General features: G+C 50.2%; 16 protein-coding genes. 11 read left to right on the forward strand and 5 right to left on the reverse strand.

Annotated features, from left to right (window positions below; translation table 11 throughout):
* Window position 1: 1 nt before the first annotated feature.
* A complete protein-coding gene (locus tag MRJ96_05925; protein MDR4500972.1) occupies window positions 2–1,141 on the reverse strand; it encodes a hypothetical protein in 1,140 nt (379 codons plus the stop codon).
* Entirely contained in the window at window positions 1,113–2,303 is a 1,191-nt protein-coding gene (locus MRJ96_05930) for a carotenoid 1,2-hydratase (protein ID MDR4500973.1), read from the reverse strand. Before MRJ96_05930 ends, MRJ96_05925 begins: the two co-directional genes overlap by 29 nt.
* A gap of 138 nt (window positions 2,304–2,441) precedes the next feature.
* Between MRJ96_05930 and MRJ96_05935 the strand changes: the two genes are divergently transcribed.
* From MRJ96_05935 to MRJ96_05950, 4 genes are all read left to right on the forward strand, one after another.
* Window positions 2,442–3,107 (forward strand): LON peptidase substrate-binding domain-containing protein, encoded by a 666-nt coding sequence (locus tag MRJ96_05935; GenBank protein MDR4500974.1) that lies wholly within the window; start codon window positions 2,442–2,444, stop codon window positions 3,105–3,107.
* Window positions 3,108–3,112: 5 nt separating this feature from the next.
* A complete protein-coding gene (locus MRJ96_05940) occupies window positions 3,113–4,093 on the forward strand; it encodes an ATP-binding cassette domain-containing protein (protein ID MDR4500975.1) in 981 nt (326 codons plus the stop codon).
* 86 nt (window positions 4,094–4,179) lie between these two features.
* Window positions 4,180–4,959 (forward strand): ABC transporter permease, encoded by a 780-nt coding sequence (locus tag MRJ96_05945; protein ID MDR4500976.1) that lies wholly within the window; start codon window positions 4,180–4,182, stop codon window positions 4,957–4,959.
* Between the two features lie 49 nt (window positions 4,960–5,008).
* Window positions 5,009–5,869, forward strand: a complete 861-nt coding sequence (locus tag MRJ96_05950; GenBank protein ID MDR4500977.1) for a transglutaminase-like domain-containing protein — start codon at window positions 5,009–5,011, stop codon at window positions 5,867–5,869.
* A 157-nt stretch (window positions 5,870–6,026) separates the two neighbouring features.
* Here the strand turns inward: MRJ96_05950 and MRJ96_05955 are convergent, their stop codons facing one another.
* On the reverse strand, window positions 6,027–6,779 hold the full coding sequence (locus MRJ96_05955) for an MBL fold metallo-hydrolase (protein ID MDR4500978.1): 753 nt from the start codon (window positions 6,777–6,779) through the stop codon (window positions 6,027–6,029).
* Window positions 6,780–6,845: 66 nt separating this feature from the next.
* On the opposite strand from MRJ96_05955, the gene MRJ96_05960 reads away from it, so the two are divergent.
* Window positions 6,846–7,514 (forward strand): HEAT repeat domain-containing protein, encoded by a 669-nt coding sequence (locus MRJ96_05960; GenBank protein ID MDR4500979.1) that lies wholly within the window; start codon window positions 6,846–6,848, stop codon window positions 7,512–7,514.
* Window positions 7,515–7,700: 186 nt separating this feature from the next.
* Here the strand turns inward: MRJ96_05960 and MRJ96_05965 are convergent, their stop codons facing one another.
* A complete protein-coding gene (locus tag MRJ96_05965) occupies window positions 7,701–8,348 on the reverse strand; it encodes a hypothetical protein (protein ID MDR4500980.1) in 648 nt (215 codons plus the stop codon).
* Between the two features lie 145 nt (window positions 8,349–8,493).
* Between MRJ96_05965 and MRJ96_05970 the strand changes: the two genes are divergently transcribed.
* The 6 genes from MRJ96_05970 (at window position 8,494) to MRJ96_05995 (ending at window position 13,676) form a co-directional block, all read left to right on the forward strand.
* Window positions 8,494–9,741 (forward strand): TIGR00300 family protein, encoded by a 1,248-nt coding sequence (locus MRJ96_05970; protein MDR4500981.1) that lies wholly within the window; start codon window positions 8,494–8,496, stop codon window positions 9,739–9,741.
* On the forward strand, window positions 9,738–10,538 hold the full coding sequence (locus MRJ96_05975) for an arginine deiminase-related protein (GenBank protein ID MDR4500982.1): 801 nt from the start codon (window positions 9,738–9,740) through the stop codon (window positions 10,536–10,538). The genes MRJ96_05970 and MRJ96_05975 overlap by 4 nt, the downstream gene beginning before the upstream one ends.
* Window positions 10,539–10,542: 4 nt before the next feature.
* On the forward strand, window positions 10,543–10,857 hold the full coding sequence (locus MRJ96_05980; GenBank protein ID MDR4500983.1) for an HNH endonuclease: 315 nt from the start codon (window positions 10,543–10,545) through the stop codon (window positions 10,855–10,857).
* A gap of 389 nt (window positions 10,858–11,246) precedes the next feature.
* Window positions 11,247–12,521 (forward strand): TadE/TadG family protein, encoded by a 1,275-nt coding sequence (locus tag MRJ96_05985; protein ID MDR4500984.1) that lies wholly within the window; start codon window positions 11,247–11,249, stop codon window positions 12,519–12,521.
* Between the two features lie 86 nt (window positions 12,522–12,607).
* Window positions 12,608–13,081: a pilus assembly protein gene (locus MRJ96_05990; GenBank protein ID MDR4500985.1), complete on the forward strand. Its 474-nt coding sequence runs from the start codon at window positions 12,608–12,610 to the stop codon at window positions 13,079–13,081.
* Complete coding sequence (locus MRJ96_05995) at window positions 13,068–13,676, forward strand: pilus assembly protein (GenBank protein ID MDR4500986.1); 609 nt, start codon at window positions 13,068–13,070, stop codon at window positions 13,674–13,676. The genes MRJ96_05990 and MRJ96_05995 overlap by 14 nt, the downstream gene beginning before the upstream one ends.
* 12 nt (window positions 13,677–13,688) lie before the next feature.
* Here MRJ96_05995 and MRJ96_06000 read toward each other — a convergent pair whose 3' ends face one another.
* The gene (locus MRJ96_06000) at window positions 13,689–14,375 is read right to left on the reverse strand and encodes a zinc metallopeptidase (GenBank protein MDR4500987.1); all 687 of its coding nucleotides are present in this window, start codon (window positions 14,373–14,375) and stop codon (window positions 13,689–13,691) included.
* Window positions 14,376–14,411 lie beyond the last annotated feature (36 nt).

Raw genomic sequence — 14,411 nt, forward strand, 5'->3', positions numbered from 1 at the left:
GTCATTTTCTGACGGCGGTCAGCGGAAGATGAGTCCATGTCTCTCCGCCGTCTTCTGTTCGGTAGAGTCCTCCTCCGTTCGTCCCGATATACAGCGTCTTCGGATTTTTCTGGTCGATTTTTACGCTGCGAATACTGGTGGCTTCAAGGCCAGAGCTTTTGAGCGACCATGTTTCACCACCGTCCAAGCTTTTTTTCACGCCCTGACTCGTGGCTAGATAGATTGTGTCAGGGTTTGATGGATCGAGTTGAATTTCGCTCACGTACCCAGCACCCAGGGCATCGCCAACCTTGGTCCAATTGTTTCCTTGATTCGTGCTTTTGAACAGACCCTGGGTCGTCCCCGCATACACGATCAGCGGGTTTTTCGGGTCAATGGCAAGACTATTGACCCCCATGGCCATCGAAGCCATTTTCGCGTCGGCCGCCACCATCCCCTCCGTGACTTTAACCCAGTTTTCCGCGCTGTTTTTCGTTCGATAGACTCCGCCTGTCGTTCCTGCGTACATGATCTCCGGACGGTGAGGATCAATCGCCAGGGAAACGACAAAATTAATTTCGGTCATACCGGAGAGACGAGGTTCCCACGTCTTGCCTCCATCCGAACTTTGAAAGATCCCAACGGTCGTCGCGGCGTAGAGCGTTTGAGAGTCGCCGGGGTGAAACACGATTTGATTCACGATGGAGGAAATGGTGCCTCGTTGAAGCCCTTGGTTGAATTGATGCCAACTACGGCCGCCATCCGGGCTCTTATACGCCCCGTCCCCATTGGTGCCGGCGAAGACATTCGCCGGAAGCTGCGGATCTATGGCTAAACTAATCACACGGGTTCTTTTCAATTCGCCTTCAAACCGTTCCCACGATTGACCGCTGTCCCGCGTTTTATACACAGCTTCATCGGTGGCGATATAGAGGATGTTCGACTTGGTGGGATTAAGCGCGATGGAGACGACGGTATTACTCCGTTCGCCACAGCCCATCACTATACCGCAGAGGAGGAAAACCAGCCCCAAATTCAGCGTCCACGGTCTGACTCGCTTCGGCTTTGAGGCCGTATGCTCACAGGCAATCTTATAATGTTGTCCAGAATGCATGACGGTGTGGAATGAGTGTTCAAGAACCTGGTTTATACGGTTCAGCATATCCTGTTAATTCAACATACCCCATGCCGGAAGCGGGAGTCTGTTCAAACGTTCCGGAGACATCCACAGCCCCTTCCCAATACGTGACTTGGGTACTTTTCGTGGTCTGCAATTCCTGGTTGGCTGTGAGGGGTTTGATGTGCAATTGAATGGGCGGCGAATGGAGAGACAGGGTCCATTCGCTGGGGTAGTGTGCCCCACTCTGTGGACTGTTCCAGTGATCCAGAATCGTGAGTTTCAAGTCCTTTCGAGTGAGGTGACGGGAAGAGCCATCAGGAAAGATCAGCGTACCGCTAGAGGCCGATGAGAACGTGCCATCTTCCTGACGGAGCCAATAGGTCATGATGTCGTGACCTGAGTCAAGTTGAATGCTAAACCAGTCCCAACCGACAAGCCCATCTTCCAGGTCCGAAGAGGCAAATTCCTGATCCATCCAGCTGGTTCCCGTGACGGAGTACTCTTGCTCCTGAACATGAAGCGTGCCGCGAGTTTGGAGTCGAGGCAATGAATAATAGTGAGATGCGTGGGTTGATCGGGCTCCTTTTTGACTGATGCCTCCGCGCCCGTGAATCACCGGCGGTTTTAAGGCTGTGGTAAATAAATCCACGGCAAAGTCTTTCGCCTGAGCGTGAAGATGAAACGTCTTATGCTCGTTATCAGTCGCCTTCACGAACCACCGATCGATCCATGTGTGGAGCAATCCCTCTTTGGCTCCTGCCTTTCCCACCCCTGCCCGACTGATTTTTTCGGCAAACCGGAAGTCTTGTCTCTGTTCATCGGTCAACGCAAAATGCGCCAGGTAGAGTTGGCGAATGGCCCATTGAGACGGATGAGTGTGGACGCGGTCATCGTCCACCGCACGTCGGAAAAACGTCAATTCATAGCCGAAGCGTCGTTTATCGGCTGTAAACAGATGCCCTGTAAAGTACCACCATTCTGTCAAAAAACGTTCATGGGCGCCATGATCATGGGGAAATTGAAATGTGTATCCAGGCTGAGCCTGTTGATAGGTTGATGGGCTCTCTCTTGCTTCGTTTTTGGCCAAAAGATTGGGAGGAAAGAGAACAAGCAGGATCGATGTGATGGCCCAGGTGAGGCACAGGGAAAAACCCAGTGGACGAAAAACGGCAGACTCTGAAGCGAGATGAGGCGAATTATGCATGGCCGGCTTGGCCGGCTTATAGCATGGAGTCTGAACATCCGCAAATCTTTTTAAATTATGTGTTACGAACGATTTTGGCGAGATGAGCTTTCGGTTGCTAGCGTTGACATTGAAGAAAACCCTCGGCTATCGTAGCTCATGTTTTCAGACTCTCATTCTACTCCCATTGGGACCTTTCGAATCCCTGAAGTCGTCCCATTTTTCCCGCTGCCGAATGTGGTGTTTTTTCCGCACACCTACCTGCCTCTTCATATTTTTGAGCCGCGCTATCGAGAAATGGTCGAGGATACGGCTTCCAGGGGTGATTGTATTGGAATGGCACTTCTCAAAGACGGGTGGGAAAGTCAGTATTATCAATCCCCTCCTATTTATGACCTGGGATGTGTGGGACGCCTGGTCAGTGTCAATTCACTTTCAGATGGACGGTTTAATGTTATCTTGAAAGGACTCAGCCGCTGCCGGTATTTTGAACAATCCGTCACTACATCTTATCGTCAGGCCAAGCTTCAAGTTCTGCCTGATACCATCGAATCATTAAAGCTCGAACCTTCGGTACGGGCGCAACTGATTGACGTGGCGGAATGTTATCTGAGACAGAAAAAGGCCGACGACCTGAGTCAACTGATTTCATCTGAAGATATGAACGATGGTGTCTTGGTCAACAGTTTATCAGCCGGGTTGGATCTGACAGCGAATGAAAAGCAGTTTTTGCTCGAAGCAGGGCATCTCACCCAACGTGCTCGCCGCTTAGCAGACTTCCTCAAGTTCAAACTCGCCGATATTCAGTCCTCCGCTCAAGGATAGGTTCTGTGACTACCTCATCAGTTGCGATAGAAGTCGTAGGTCTGTGCAAAACGTATGAGAATCTGGCCGCCGTCCAAGATTTATCACTCACGGTAAATACGGGAGAAATATTTGGTCTGCTCGGCCCGAATGGAGCCGGTAAGAGTACGACTCTTCGGATTCTCATCACGACCCTCAAGCCCACGAGTGGAAAGGCGACGATTCTGGGGCATGATGTCCTGACCGAGGCGGATACCGTCAGGCAACTTATCGGCTATGTGCCGCAAGAAAGGGCGATTGATAGATTTTTGACCGGACGTGAGCATTTGCTGCTCTTGGGAGATCTCTATCATCTCCCGAAGGAAGAATCTGTCAGACGTATTCAAGAGTTACTCAAATTGGTGGACTTGGAAGATCACGCAGATCGAGTGGCGAAAACCTATTCCGGAGGTATGAAGCGAAAACTCGATATTGCCTGTGGTCTCTTGCCAAACCCACGAGTCCTTTTTTTGGATGAACCAACGCTTGGCTTAGATGTCCAAAGTCGGTTGAATGTCTGGGAATACGTACGGCGTTTACGTGAACAGGGCATGACGATCGTGATGACGACCAATTATTTGGATGAAGCTGACCAGTTATGTGATCGAATCGCCATCATTGATGGTGGGAGGATTCGAACCATTGGTTCGCCCAAAGAACTGAAGGCCGGACTAGGGGGAGACGGAGTCTCGCTATCACTTCGTGACACCGAGCCTGCCTTGCTGGAAAAACTGGCTGGGGAGATTAAAGGTCTGTCCTTTATCCGGTCGGTCCGACCGCATGCCCGGGGATTAGACATTCGCGTTGAGGCTCCTGAAAAGGCCTTGCCCGCGTTATTCGAAGTAACGAACCGTCTGGGGTGCAAGCTTGAGGGCGTGGAATATCATCGTCCCCGGCTTGATGATGTGTTCATCAATTTTACCGGGCATTCTATCGACGAGACTCCGCAGCCTGCGGATCAGGATTAGGCCGTCAGACCGTGCATGATCGACCACGCGTCGTCAAATCGGTAAGTCGTGGAGTAAAAGCTCTAGAAGGAATAAGAGGGTAGAACATGCAGAATCAAATACAAGAAGTGTTGGCGCTCACGAATCGATGGGTCAAGCGACTCAGTCGAGAGAAATTTAGCATGTTGTTCACTCTCGTCCAACCCATGCTCTTTTGGCTGATTTTTTTTGGAAGTCTTTTTCAACGAGCCGCGGATGTTCAGGTGGTCCAGGCTCCGAATTACATCAGTTTTTTGGCGGCTGGTGTCGTTGTCATGACGGTCTTGAATAATGGGTTGGCTGGAGGCGTCGATTTACTCTTCGATAAAGAAAACGGATTTTTAGAACGTTTGATGGCCACGCCTATTCGTCGTTCTTCCGTCATTCTGAGCCGTTTCTTGTTCGTGATGGCAATCACGGCCATGCAGATTTTGGTTATCCTTGGTGTCGCCTTCTTTTTTGGCGTGCGTCCTGAAACTGGGCTGTTGGGTATTGCCGCCATCCTGTTTATCGGTATGTTATTCGGTGTGGGATTAACGGCCATTTCGATGGCCATGGCCTTTTCTGTCAAAAGCCATGGTGACTTTTTTTCTGTCTTAGGGTTTCTTTCCCTTCCAATGATCTTTCTCAGCTCGGCTTTAGTCCCCCTTTCGGCCATGCCCGGATGGATGCAGGCTCTCGCCTCTCTCAATCCTATGACCTGGGTAATTGATGCGGTTCGTCCGTTAATCTTGACTGGATGGGGAGCAGCTCTTCCTCAAATCTTAATCGCCGTCGCTGTCTTGGTCGTTTTTGATGCCTTGTGCCTCTATGGAGGCGCCAAAGCGTTCAAGAAAACGGTGGGATAATTCACCGTCTTTACGGCCATTACCTCTCTCGAACATTCCGGTTGGACCTATGGACAACGATTCGTCAACGGAACGGAAAATCCAAGCCCTTCTTCGTCTCCTGACAGATCCGAACCCCAAGATTGCTGCAACGATTCAACAGGAGCTTGTCAGGATGGGACAAACGGCTTTGCCATTTCTTGAACATTCCGATTTCACCGAACAGGGGCTAGCGACTCGAGTTGAAGAAATTCGCGAAGATATTCGATTTTCTGTGATTCGTAGAGAATTGGAGCGACTCCTTGCGGATGAGCAATCCCTCAATTTGGAATCTGGAACGTTTTTGCTTGCCCGTTCGGCGTATCCCAATCTTGACGTAGAGTCGTATATTCGCCAACTTGATGCGTTGGCCGACGAGGTACGTCCCCGCATCCATTCAACGTTACCGCCAGAAGATGCCAGCCTGATTCTTTGTGAATATCTTTTTCGGGAGAAGGGGTTCTGCGGGAACCGGGAGCTGTACTATGACCCGGAGAATAGCTTTTTAAATCGTGTGCTTGATCGTCGAACGGGAATTCCTATCACGCTGTGCGCGCTCTATTTGTTCATTTCCGGTCGTTTAGGTATTCCTTGTGCCGGTGTCGGGATGCCGGGGCATTTTGTGGTCGGCATCGAGGAAACCGATCCGGCGTTGTTTATCGATTGTTTTAACGGAGGAGTGTTTCTTCAGGCGAAAGATTGTGAACGGTTTTTAACGGAAGCTGGAATCGGGTTTGATGACTCCTTCCTCAGTCGGACACCGAATGACTTGATCTTGGCGAGGATGATCAGGAACCTGATAAGCATTCATGAAAAACAGGATCAGGCCAAGCAGGTCGAGCGTTGGCATTCGCTGATTGCTGCGTTGGAACGTACGCCGGAGATCGAATAGCCCTTGAAGGGCACCTCTAAAAACTTTCCTTTTCCGCGATGGTGGCGTCAACCACGTGCTCAAATCCTCATGTATTGAGGCATACACTGCGGTTTTCCGCACGCGGTTTCCTTGCCCTCACAGAAAAATCCTAGTTTTTAGAGATGTCCTGAATGGACTACCATTTCAGTTTCATCAAATCTCGGGCTAAAGAGATCTTTCCGCGAAAGGCCCTGGCCGCCTGCTTTTTCACGTCATATCGTTCGGCTACCGGATAGAAATGCGTCAAGACGAGGCGTTTGACTCCAGCTTCCTGGGCAACTTTCCCGCAATCTCCAGCATGCATATGTGCCGCACCAGGGCGATTCCTTGGAAAGGAGCAGTCCAAAATGGCACAATCGACATCTCGACACAATTGCACCAGATTCGGTGAATAACAGGCATCGCCGGAATACGCGAAGCAGTGACCTTGATATTCGACCCGGTATCCTAAGCACGTTTGTTTGTCTGTATGCGTCATGACCCTAGGGGTAATACGAGTCGTTCCAATCATGAAGGGACGGGCCTCCACTTCTTTGATTCTGACTCGAAAAGGGGCCTGGTCAAAGACAGGAAAAGTCTTCAGAATGCTACGAAAGAGATGTTTCGTTCCTTTTGGCCCAATGATGGTGAGATCGGGTCGGCTTTCAGTATATTGCGAGTGGCACACCGCATCAAAAAAGAAGGGAATGAAATCGGCAAAATGGTCGGCATGGTAATGGGTGAAAAGAAGGTATTCCAGCCGATGGCGATTGAACCCGGTTTTTATCAGATTCGTTAATGTGCGAGGACCGAAGTCAATCAGAAAAGGTTGACTGGTTTGTACCAGGTAACCTGCTGCCGCGCGGCGAGGGTGAAGATTCGTACCAGAACCGAGAATCGTAACTTGCACTGGGCCTCCAATGGCGTTCACACTAAATATTGAAGACAATTCGTGTCAAGCCTATGGGAATGTCTGATGGGAAATGAACCAAGTCCTTCTGGTCAAGTCAATGTCCTAGCCGGACTGGCTATCCTAGGCCTCGTGGTTGGCGGTATTTGGGTTTGGCATCATTTATCGTTCGATACGCAGGATTGGATTATCGATGACATCGTTCCTGTATTGCTCGTTCTCGTTGCAGTGGGTGCCGCACTGTGGGTGATTATTCGGAAATTTCAAGCGAAACGCCAGATCCGGCTGAGACGCGATCGCCTGATCAAACGATTCGAACAAGAAGCCTCCCCGAAGAAACGTCTGGACATTGCCTTTGTGCTGGTTGAACTCAATGACTACCAATTGGCTGGGTTGGAATCTATTGTTGAGCCAATGGCAGAGCTTTTTATTTCCACATTGAAAACCGCGTTGGGTGACAAGCAGCACCGGATACGGGGCATGGCGGCGAGCTACCTCGGGGTTTTACAGTATCGGCCCGCGATTGCACTCTTGCTTCGTGCGCTCGAAGATGATCATGCCCATGTTCGTGCTTCAGCGGCGTTGGCTCTTGGCCGGATGCGCGCGATCGAGGCAAGAGGAAAACTGGAATATACGATGAAGGAGGATTGGGACCAAACCGTGAGAAGCCGCGCCCGTGAAGCCTTTGAACGAATTAGCCGGATCGACGGCCAGCCATTGGTAGAAAAGACGTAAGAGTTGTTTCGTACGACGTTGAATTGAAGTGTGGATTACAGGTGCCCTGGGCCACGATAGTTGAACAGGATTTTTACGGTTATAGGAGAGCTAGCCCACGGTAGAGGAAAAACGTAGTGGCAAATGCCATTGCAGCTTTCAGAGGGAAAGACGCACCAACTGAGAAACCGATTACAAGTGGGCTAGTTAGTTAATTTCGCGATTGAGGGCGGCTTGATCGGCAGGGGTAAAACGATATCCCTTGTTAAGCAGGATACTCATGCTGTTGGCTAATGTTTCAATTTCACCTTGGCGCTTCACCGTATCGAATAGGCGATTCAAACTGGAGACGTATTGAGCTGAGGGAAGATGGGCTTCAAACGTCTGGCCGAAGGCTTCCATGACGTCGCGCAGTTCCTGACTCGTATATTCTTCATCATCATTTTTGTCTCCCACCAGCGCAAACTCGAAAAACGTTAAGCTCAATGACAAAGCTTGTTGAGTACGTGAAAAGGCTTCTCTCGCCTCATCGAGCCCTTTCGGGTATCGTGCCGGGCAATCGAAGTTTTCAGTGGATTGAAACATGACATCGTACGAAATGTTCTGAACTTGAGGGGTCTCATGTTTCTTGGGCTTTTTATAAAAAAAGAATGTGCAGGTCTGAGCAACGTAAAAGTCTTTTTTGTCTTGTAAGATTTGTTGACTAATGTGAGTCGTGAACCCACGGAACACGTCTGTTCCTGCAGATCCAAGGGCTGGGGATTCCGGCATAGCACTGACTGAAAACGTCACGAATGCTACCAGCCCTAGGATCCATGTCTGCCATGCCTGAATGTTTGGTCGGATTCTACGCATATGAATGACCCTTGCCTTTCTTAAAAGTATACCAGTTAGCTTTTTTTCTTGCCAGGCTGGTTTCTAAACTTCAATACTTCTCGTGCACGATAATCCGATGTTTTCTGAGATTTCGAACTGAAAAAAGCATGATACAATATTTCTGATGGCTACACAGACAGTCCTCTTGAGTGGACATATTATCGATTCGCTAATCTTGGCGAAAGTGTTAGACACGATCGTCATGCTTGAAGGGACTTTTGACCTCCTAACGGTAGAAATCGGGAAGTCACGAGAAGAATCCTCCCATGTCAAAATTCAGATCCACGCAGCCACTTCCGATCGTCTCGCGGAGATCGTGGAAGCCATTCAACCCCATGGCGCGAGAATCGAGGAGGAGATCAATTGCTCGGTTCAAGCGGCTCCAGCCGATGGAGTCCTTCCCGACACGTTTTATGCTACGAGTCATCTGCCAACCCAGATTCGCGTGAATGGAGCTTGGATCGAAGTCGAAGGGACCGAGATGGATCTAGCCATTGCTGTCTGTGAGGAGACTGTGACTGCTCGAATGGTGCCGATGGCTGATGTGAAGAAAGGCGATCTCATCGTGACAGGGAGCGATGGTATTCGCGTTCTTCCGCTCGAGCGTCCGGAAGAGCGTGATGTATTCGGCTTTATGGAAGCCCAGGTTTCCTCCGAGCGCCCCTATCGTCCCGTCATCGGGGATATCGCCCGTCGAATGCGGGGAATAGCTCAGGAACGTCGGACCGGAAATTCCCCGCGAAAAGTGCTGTTGGCCGGGGGGCCGGCTATCGTCCATGCCGGTGGTCGGGAGGCGTTGGCGTGGCTCATAAACTCGGGGTACATTCATGTCTTGTTCTGCGGGAATGCCCTCGCGGCTCATGATATGGAAGCCAGTATATTTGGGACGTCGCTGGGGTACAATCTCGGGGCAGGGAGAACGGTTCCTCATGGTCATGAACATCATCTCCGAACCATCAATCGAATACGGAGCATAAGGAGCATCGAGAAGGCCGTCAAAACAGGAGTCATTCGGGACGGTATCATGGCCGCATGCGTTCATCATGATGTGCATGTGGTCATGGCGGGGACGATTCGTGACGATGGTCCTTTGCCGGGAGTGATAACCGATTCGATGCAAGCTCAAGCCGCGATGAGAGCGGCCCTTCCCGGTGTCGACTTGGCGTTGCTGGTCGCATCAACGCTCCATGCCGTTGCGACCGGAAACTTGCTGCCGGCTATGGTTCCAACGGTTTGTGTGGATATCAATCCGGCGGTTCCGACAAAGCTGAGCGATCGCGGGAGCTTTCAAGCCGTGGGACTAGTGATGGACTCATCGTCGTTTCTTCGCGAATTGGCCAGGGAGTTAGGCTGGCAGGAGCAGAACTCGTGAGCAGGCTACTGATGTGCCGGCCGGAGTATTTTGGGGTGGAATACGAGATTAATCCCTGGATGCGGATATCCAACGCCTCTGATTCCTCAAGATGTCTAACGCAATGGCAAGCGCTGGTTCAAGTTCTCAACCAAGATCTGGGAGTCGAGATAGAGTTGATCGAGCCCCAGAAAGGATTACCGGATTTAGTGTTCACCGCGAATGCAGGTGTTGTTGCCCGAGGGAAAGCGGTTCCTAGCCGCTTTCGTCATCCTGAACGTCAACAGGAAGAGCAGCATTTTGAGCGATGGTTTGACGTGCATGAGTTGGAAGTGATTCGGTTGGATTCTGACCTGTATTTCGAAGGGGCAGGAGACCTCTTGGGGTTCTCAGATGTGTGGTTCGGAGGATATCGACAACGGAGCGATATCCGAGCGTATACCGTCCTCACGGCGATCTTTCAGAAGGAAATTCTTCCACTCGAACTCGTCGATGCAAAGTTTTATCACCTTGATACATGTTTCTGCCCTCTCAGTGGAGGTGAATTGCTGTATTATCCGGGAGCCTTCGACTCCTATGCGCGAACGGTTATTGAATCACGTCTCGAGAAGAAACGACGATTACCCGTTCCCGGTGAGGAAGCGGAACGCTTTGCCTGCAATGCCGTGTGCGTCGGGCGGCATGTCGTACTTCCGAAGGGCTGTCCGACAACCATGAGGTTGCTCGAAAGCCATGGGTACAAGACCCATCCGCTTGAATTGGACGAATTCATGAAAGCGGGAGGGTCAGCCAAATGTCTCACCCTTGCCTTAGATTGATTCGATGACCAACACAGAACCCTACTTCGAACTTGAATCTGATCCGGCCCTGCAACGTCATATCAAGATCGAGAGAGAGCGGGCACGGAAACTACGAAAAACATCATGGTGGCGGGAGTTAATCGCGAAAGGGCTCTGTCATTACTGTCAACAAGCATATCCTCCTGCCGAATTGACGATGGATCATATCGTTCCGCTGGCGCGAAGAGGCAAAAGCTCCAAAGGCAATGTGGTGCCATCTTGTCGGCCATGCAATGGAAAAAAAAATCTGGAAACTCCGGTTGAAACGATCTTAAATACACTCAAGCCTTCCCCCTGAATCCCCTTCCTCAATGGTTGAGTCAACCATTAAGAACAACGTGCTGTAACAGGTAAGAACGGTTACAGACTTGGCTTTTCATAGAATTGACTTCATCTAAACTCACTTATTCGTCCCTTCAAATTTTTGATTTATAGCGAATCCACATACGTTCCAATCGATACAGGCGACACACCCCGCGCGGTACGACGTTGAACCAGGCGGAAGTTATCTGAAACGGCTATAACCTGCTGCTGTTCGAGGAAAACAAAGCTTTGTATTTAATTCTTTACGGAATAACTCCGATGTGAGTATAGGAAACTGTATCATTCCTCTGTATGAAGATGCAGTTTGATTTGCTATGTCGAGGTAAGGTTGACGTCTATCTAGAGATGAGGACACAGATCTCAATGTGCAGACATCTACATAATCAAAAAGGCGGATTCCTCATACTGGGGGCGATTTTTATCGCCCTCCTTTTTGGGTTTGCCGCATTGGGTATAGAAGTCGGACGATGGTTCGCCGTGAAAGCCGAGATGGCGAAGGCGGTTGACGCCGCCTCTCTGGCAGGGGCGACGCATTTTACCAATCCAAATATTCAAGATAAACAACTATTCATTCAACGGATGGCCCAGGCGAATTTTTATGATGGGATCTTGGGGACGGACGAATACACGACATTTACCGTGACGACGAGCAACACGGGAAAGGTCACGATCAATGGACAAGCCAATGTTCTCAATACAGTCAGCAAGGCGCTTTTCTCAGCAGGGACCGTCCCCGTGGCTGCGTTGGGTGCCGCGCGGCTTGGGGGTGCAGAAATCGGCTTAGTCTTGGACGTTTCGGGCTCAATGTACGGAACGCCCATTAGTGATCTGAAAAGTGCTGCAAAGCAGTTTCTTGATAATTTCGAAGATACGGAGGATCGTAATAAGTTTGGGCTTGTGGCCTTTGCGCATGGGGCAGAAGTGAGATATCCCCTTCAAGATTATTATTACAATGATCTTGCGGGAACGTCTGGATACATTAATGCTCTCACTGCAGTGGGGGGAACGAATACTGAGTATGCCTTGGAACGAGCCAAAAATGATCTGGGTTATACCGACCAAACAGGCGTTCCGGATGATGAACGACTCGATCAGTACATTATATTTATCTCGGATGGCAATCCGACAGCCTTTACGGGATCCTTTACGCGAGATGGAAACGAAATTCAGGCAGTGGCCTATGCCTCGTCAGATTCCTCCAGAGTGCTCTATGACCCCAATATGCAATCACAATCTTTGGGTATTGCCCAATACGAAACAGGAGATGGATTGCCCGTAGCATCAACCGCTTGTACAGGGCTTAATACAAAATGGCATGTGTTCAGTGATCCTGTGTATGGAATGACCAATTACAACAGCATTTTAGGGACTTCCAATCCTATTCAATGTGGTATTACTAGGGGCAATATTAAATTGTATGTGGATGAAATAATAAAACAAATGGCGATCGATCATGCCACCGAAATCAAGAATCAAGGTATTCTCATTTACTCCATCGGGTTCGGAGGTATGGACCTGGCATTTCTGAATGCCATTTCAAGTGGGCCAGAATATACCTTCCCTGCAGCTAGTTCTTCAGAATTGCAGGACCTTCTTCAAATCATTGCGAACCGCCTAAAACTAAGGCTCCTTGAATAGTCTGAGCGAGTGAACCTGTGAAAGCACTCTATTTCAACCCGTGTTCGACTTGTGAACTATAAAGAAAACTTCAAGGTATGTTTTCAATGAAGAAGCCGCATGGTCATACAGCTCTTGAATTTTCGTTGATGCTTCCGTTGTTTTTATTCGCGGCCATGGCGGTTACGGAATTCGGCTGGTTCTATCTTCATCAACATGTGTTGCAGTATGCCACCCGAGAAGGGATGCGCGTGGGCCTGCTTGGCGTGACCTTGGAAGATGAGAGCAATAACCCTCTGACGCGGGAGAAATCGATCGTCAAAGCGATAAACGATCAGACGTTCTCAGTGATGAAAATTGACCCGAGTAAAATATGGATATTCCCTGTCGGATCAGATTATTCCGATCCGACGAGTTGGGATACGAATCCTGTCAATGCGGGGGCAGGCGGGGCATACATGCGAGTGCGTGTTCAGTACGAACATCAATTTCTGACACCATTTCTTGACACGTTCTTCTCTCATAGTGGATCGGGCATAATTCTGGCTGCTGAAGGAACTTATCGTAATGAAGATTTTTAAGACTTTCAGAAGAAGTAAAGCGATTGGCCACTCTCTAGAAAACAACAGAGGCATCGTCGCCATGGAAGGCCTGTTCATCATGATGGTCTTTTTGGCCTTGGCCTTTGGCATCGTGGAATTCGGCTCGATCATTCATGCTCAAACGACTGTGACGCACATTGCCCGGGAAGGAGGGAATCTGGCTTCTCGAGACTATAATGCGGGTGAGGACCTTTTAGATCTGTTGGTCTCTTCGAGTTCTTCACTGGACTTCAGTCAAAACCCTGGCTCTTATAAAATGTATCTCCTTTCCGTCGATGCTGGCGATGCAACCAATAATAATCCAACATGCGCGACGATTTCCCAACGAGGGACGCTAGCGGGAAGCCATGTTGTTTCACCGCAGACTGAACTACATTGTGGTCTGACCCCTGAGCTAGCGACCTATCTCACCCACGATGGAACCAGCGTACCGATCGATCGGCTCACGATTGTGAAGGTCTATTATCACCATCACCCGATGACGCCACTCGGTGGAGTACTGGCTGCATCGATGTTCGGTGGAAGTCGGCACGAGAATGGAGACATCATCCTCACGAGCAAGTCAATCTTTTAAATGTGACGTCATTTATCGGCGCATCATCGCCACCCACCGCCAGAGATTGAGCAAGCTCGCCATGGACCCTGCGACGTAGGTCAGCGCGGCGGCCCTTAAGATTGTTCTCGCATCTACGAGATCTTCCCGGGACAAATACCCTCCCCGTTCCAAGACTGGAAGCGCCCGCTTGAAACTCGCATCCCATTCGACTGGCAGAGTCAACAGATGGATCAGTGTTCCGACACCCATCGTGGCGATGCCCGCGCACATGACCAAGATCCCCGCTCCAGGAGCGCGTGTGATCCCCGCGACGAGTGGTATGCCCAGCATGACGAACGCGCCAACTTTCTCGGCACCCTGTGCTATCCGAACGAACCGTGTGCGTTCTTTCAGGGGCGCGTAGCCGGCTTGGTCTTGAAGGGCGTGACCGACTTCATGGGCCGCGATCGTGGCGGCGGTCAAGGATTTGCCATGGAAGTTCTCAGGGGTTAGTCTGATGATTTTCTTGATGGGATCATAGTGGTCGCTGGTGTCGGTCGTTTCAACCTGGACCTGTTCCAAACGAAATCGATCCAGTAGATGTCTCGCCAATTCGCCTCCGGTTCCCGGAAAGTCTTCTCTCAACTTGCTGTGCTGCGCGAAGACTCGTTTGATCCACAACTGGGGACCGACGAATACCGCGGCCAGCACTACGAGAAACAGGAGAAGGCGAATCATCGGAACGCCGCGATGGGTAAAAGTTGAGCGGTAGGC

It is taken from the genome of Nitrospirales bacterium (assembly GCA_031315865.1).
GTDB lineage: Bacteria > Nitrospirota > Nitrospiria > Nitrospirales > UBA8639 > JAGQKC01.

Bases quoted from the DNA above. Each gene is read 5' to 3' on its own strand.
- MRJ96_05980 (MDR4500983.1), top strand. From the start codon at position 10,543: ATGACCAACACAGAACCCTACTTCGAACTTGAATCTGATCCGGCCCTG.
- MRJ96_05960 (MDR4500979.1), top strand. From the start codon at position 6,846: ATGGGAAATGAACCAAGTCCTTCTGGTCAAGTCAATGTCCTAGCCGGA.
- MRJ96_05995 (MDR4500986.1), top strand. From the start codon at position 13,068: ATGAAGATTTTTAAGACTTTCAGAAGAAGTAAAGCGATTGGCCACTCT.
- MRJ96_05985 (MDR4500984.1), top strand. From the start codon at position 11,247: ATGTGCAGACATCTACATAATCAAAAAGGCGGATTCCTCATACTGGGG.
- MRJ96_05950 (MDR4500977.1), top strand. From the start codon at position 5,009: ATGGACAACGATTCGTCAACGGAACGGAAAATCCAAGCCCTTCTTCGT.
- MRJ96_05970 (MDR4500981.1), top strand. From the start codon at position 8,494: ATGGCTACACAGACAGTCCTCTTGAGTGGACATATTATCGATTCGCTA.
- MRJ96_05925 (MDR4500972.1), bottom strand. From the start codon at position 1,141: ATGCTGAACCGTATAAACCAGGTTCTTGAACACTCATTCCACACCGTC.
- MRJ96_05945 (MDR4500976.1), top strand. From the start codon at position 4,180: ATGCAGAATCAAATACAAGAAGTGTTGGCGCTCACGAATCGATGGGTC.
- MRJ96_05930 (MDR4500973.1), bottom strand. From the start codon at position 2,303: ATGCATAATTCGCCTCATCTCGCTTCAGAGTCTGCCGTTTTTCGTCCA.
- MRJ96_06000 (MDR4500987.1), bottom strand. From the start codon at position 14,375: ATGATTCGCCTTCTCCTGTTTCTCGTAGTGCTGGCCGCGGTATTCGTC.
- MRJ96_05935 (MDR4500974.1), top strand. From the start codon at position 2,442: ATGTTTTCAGACTCTCATTCTACTCCCATTGGGACCTTTCGAATCCCT.
- MRJ96_05990 (MDR4500985.1), top strand. From the start codon at position 12,608: ATGAAGAAGCCGCATGGTCATACAGCTCTTGAATTTTCGTTGATGCTT.
- MRJ96_05965 (MDR4500980.1), bottom strand. From the start codon at position 8,348: ATGCGTAGAATCCGACCAAACATTCAGGCATGGCAGACATGGATCCTA.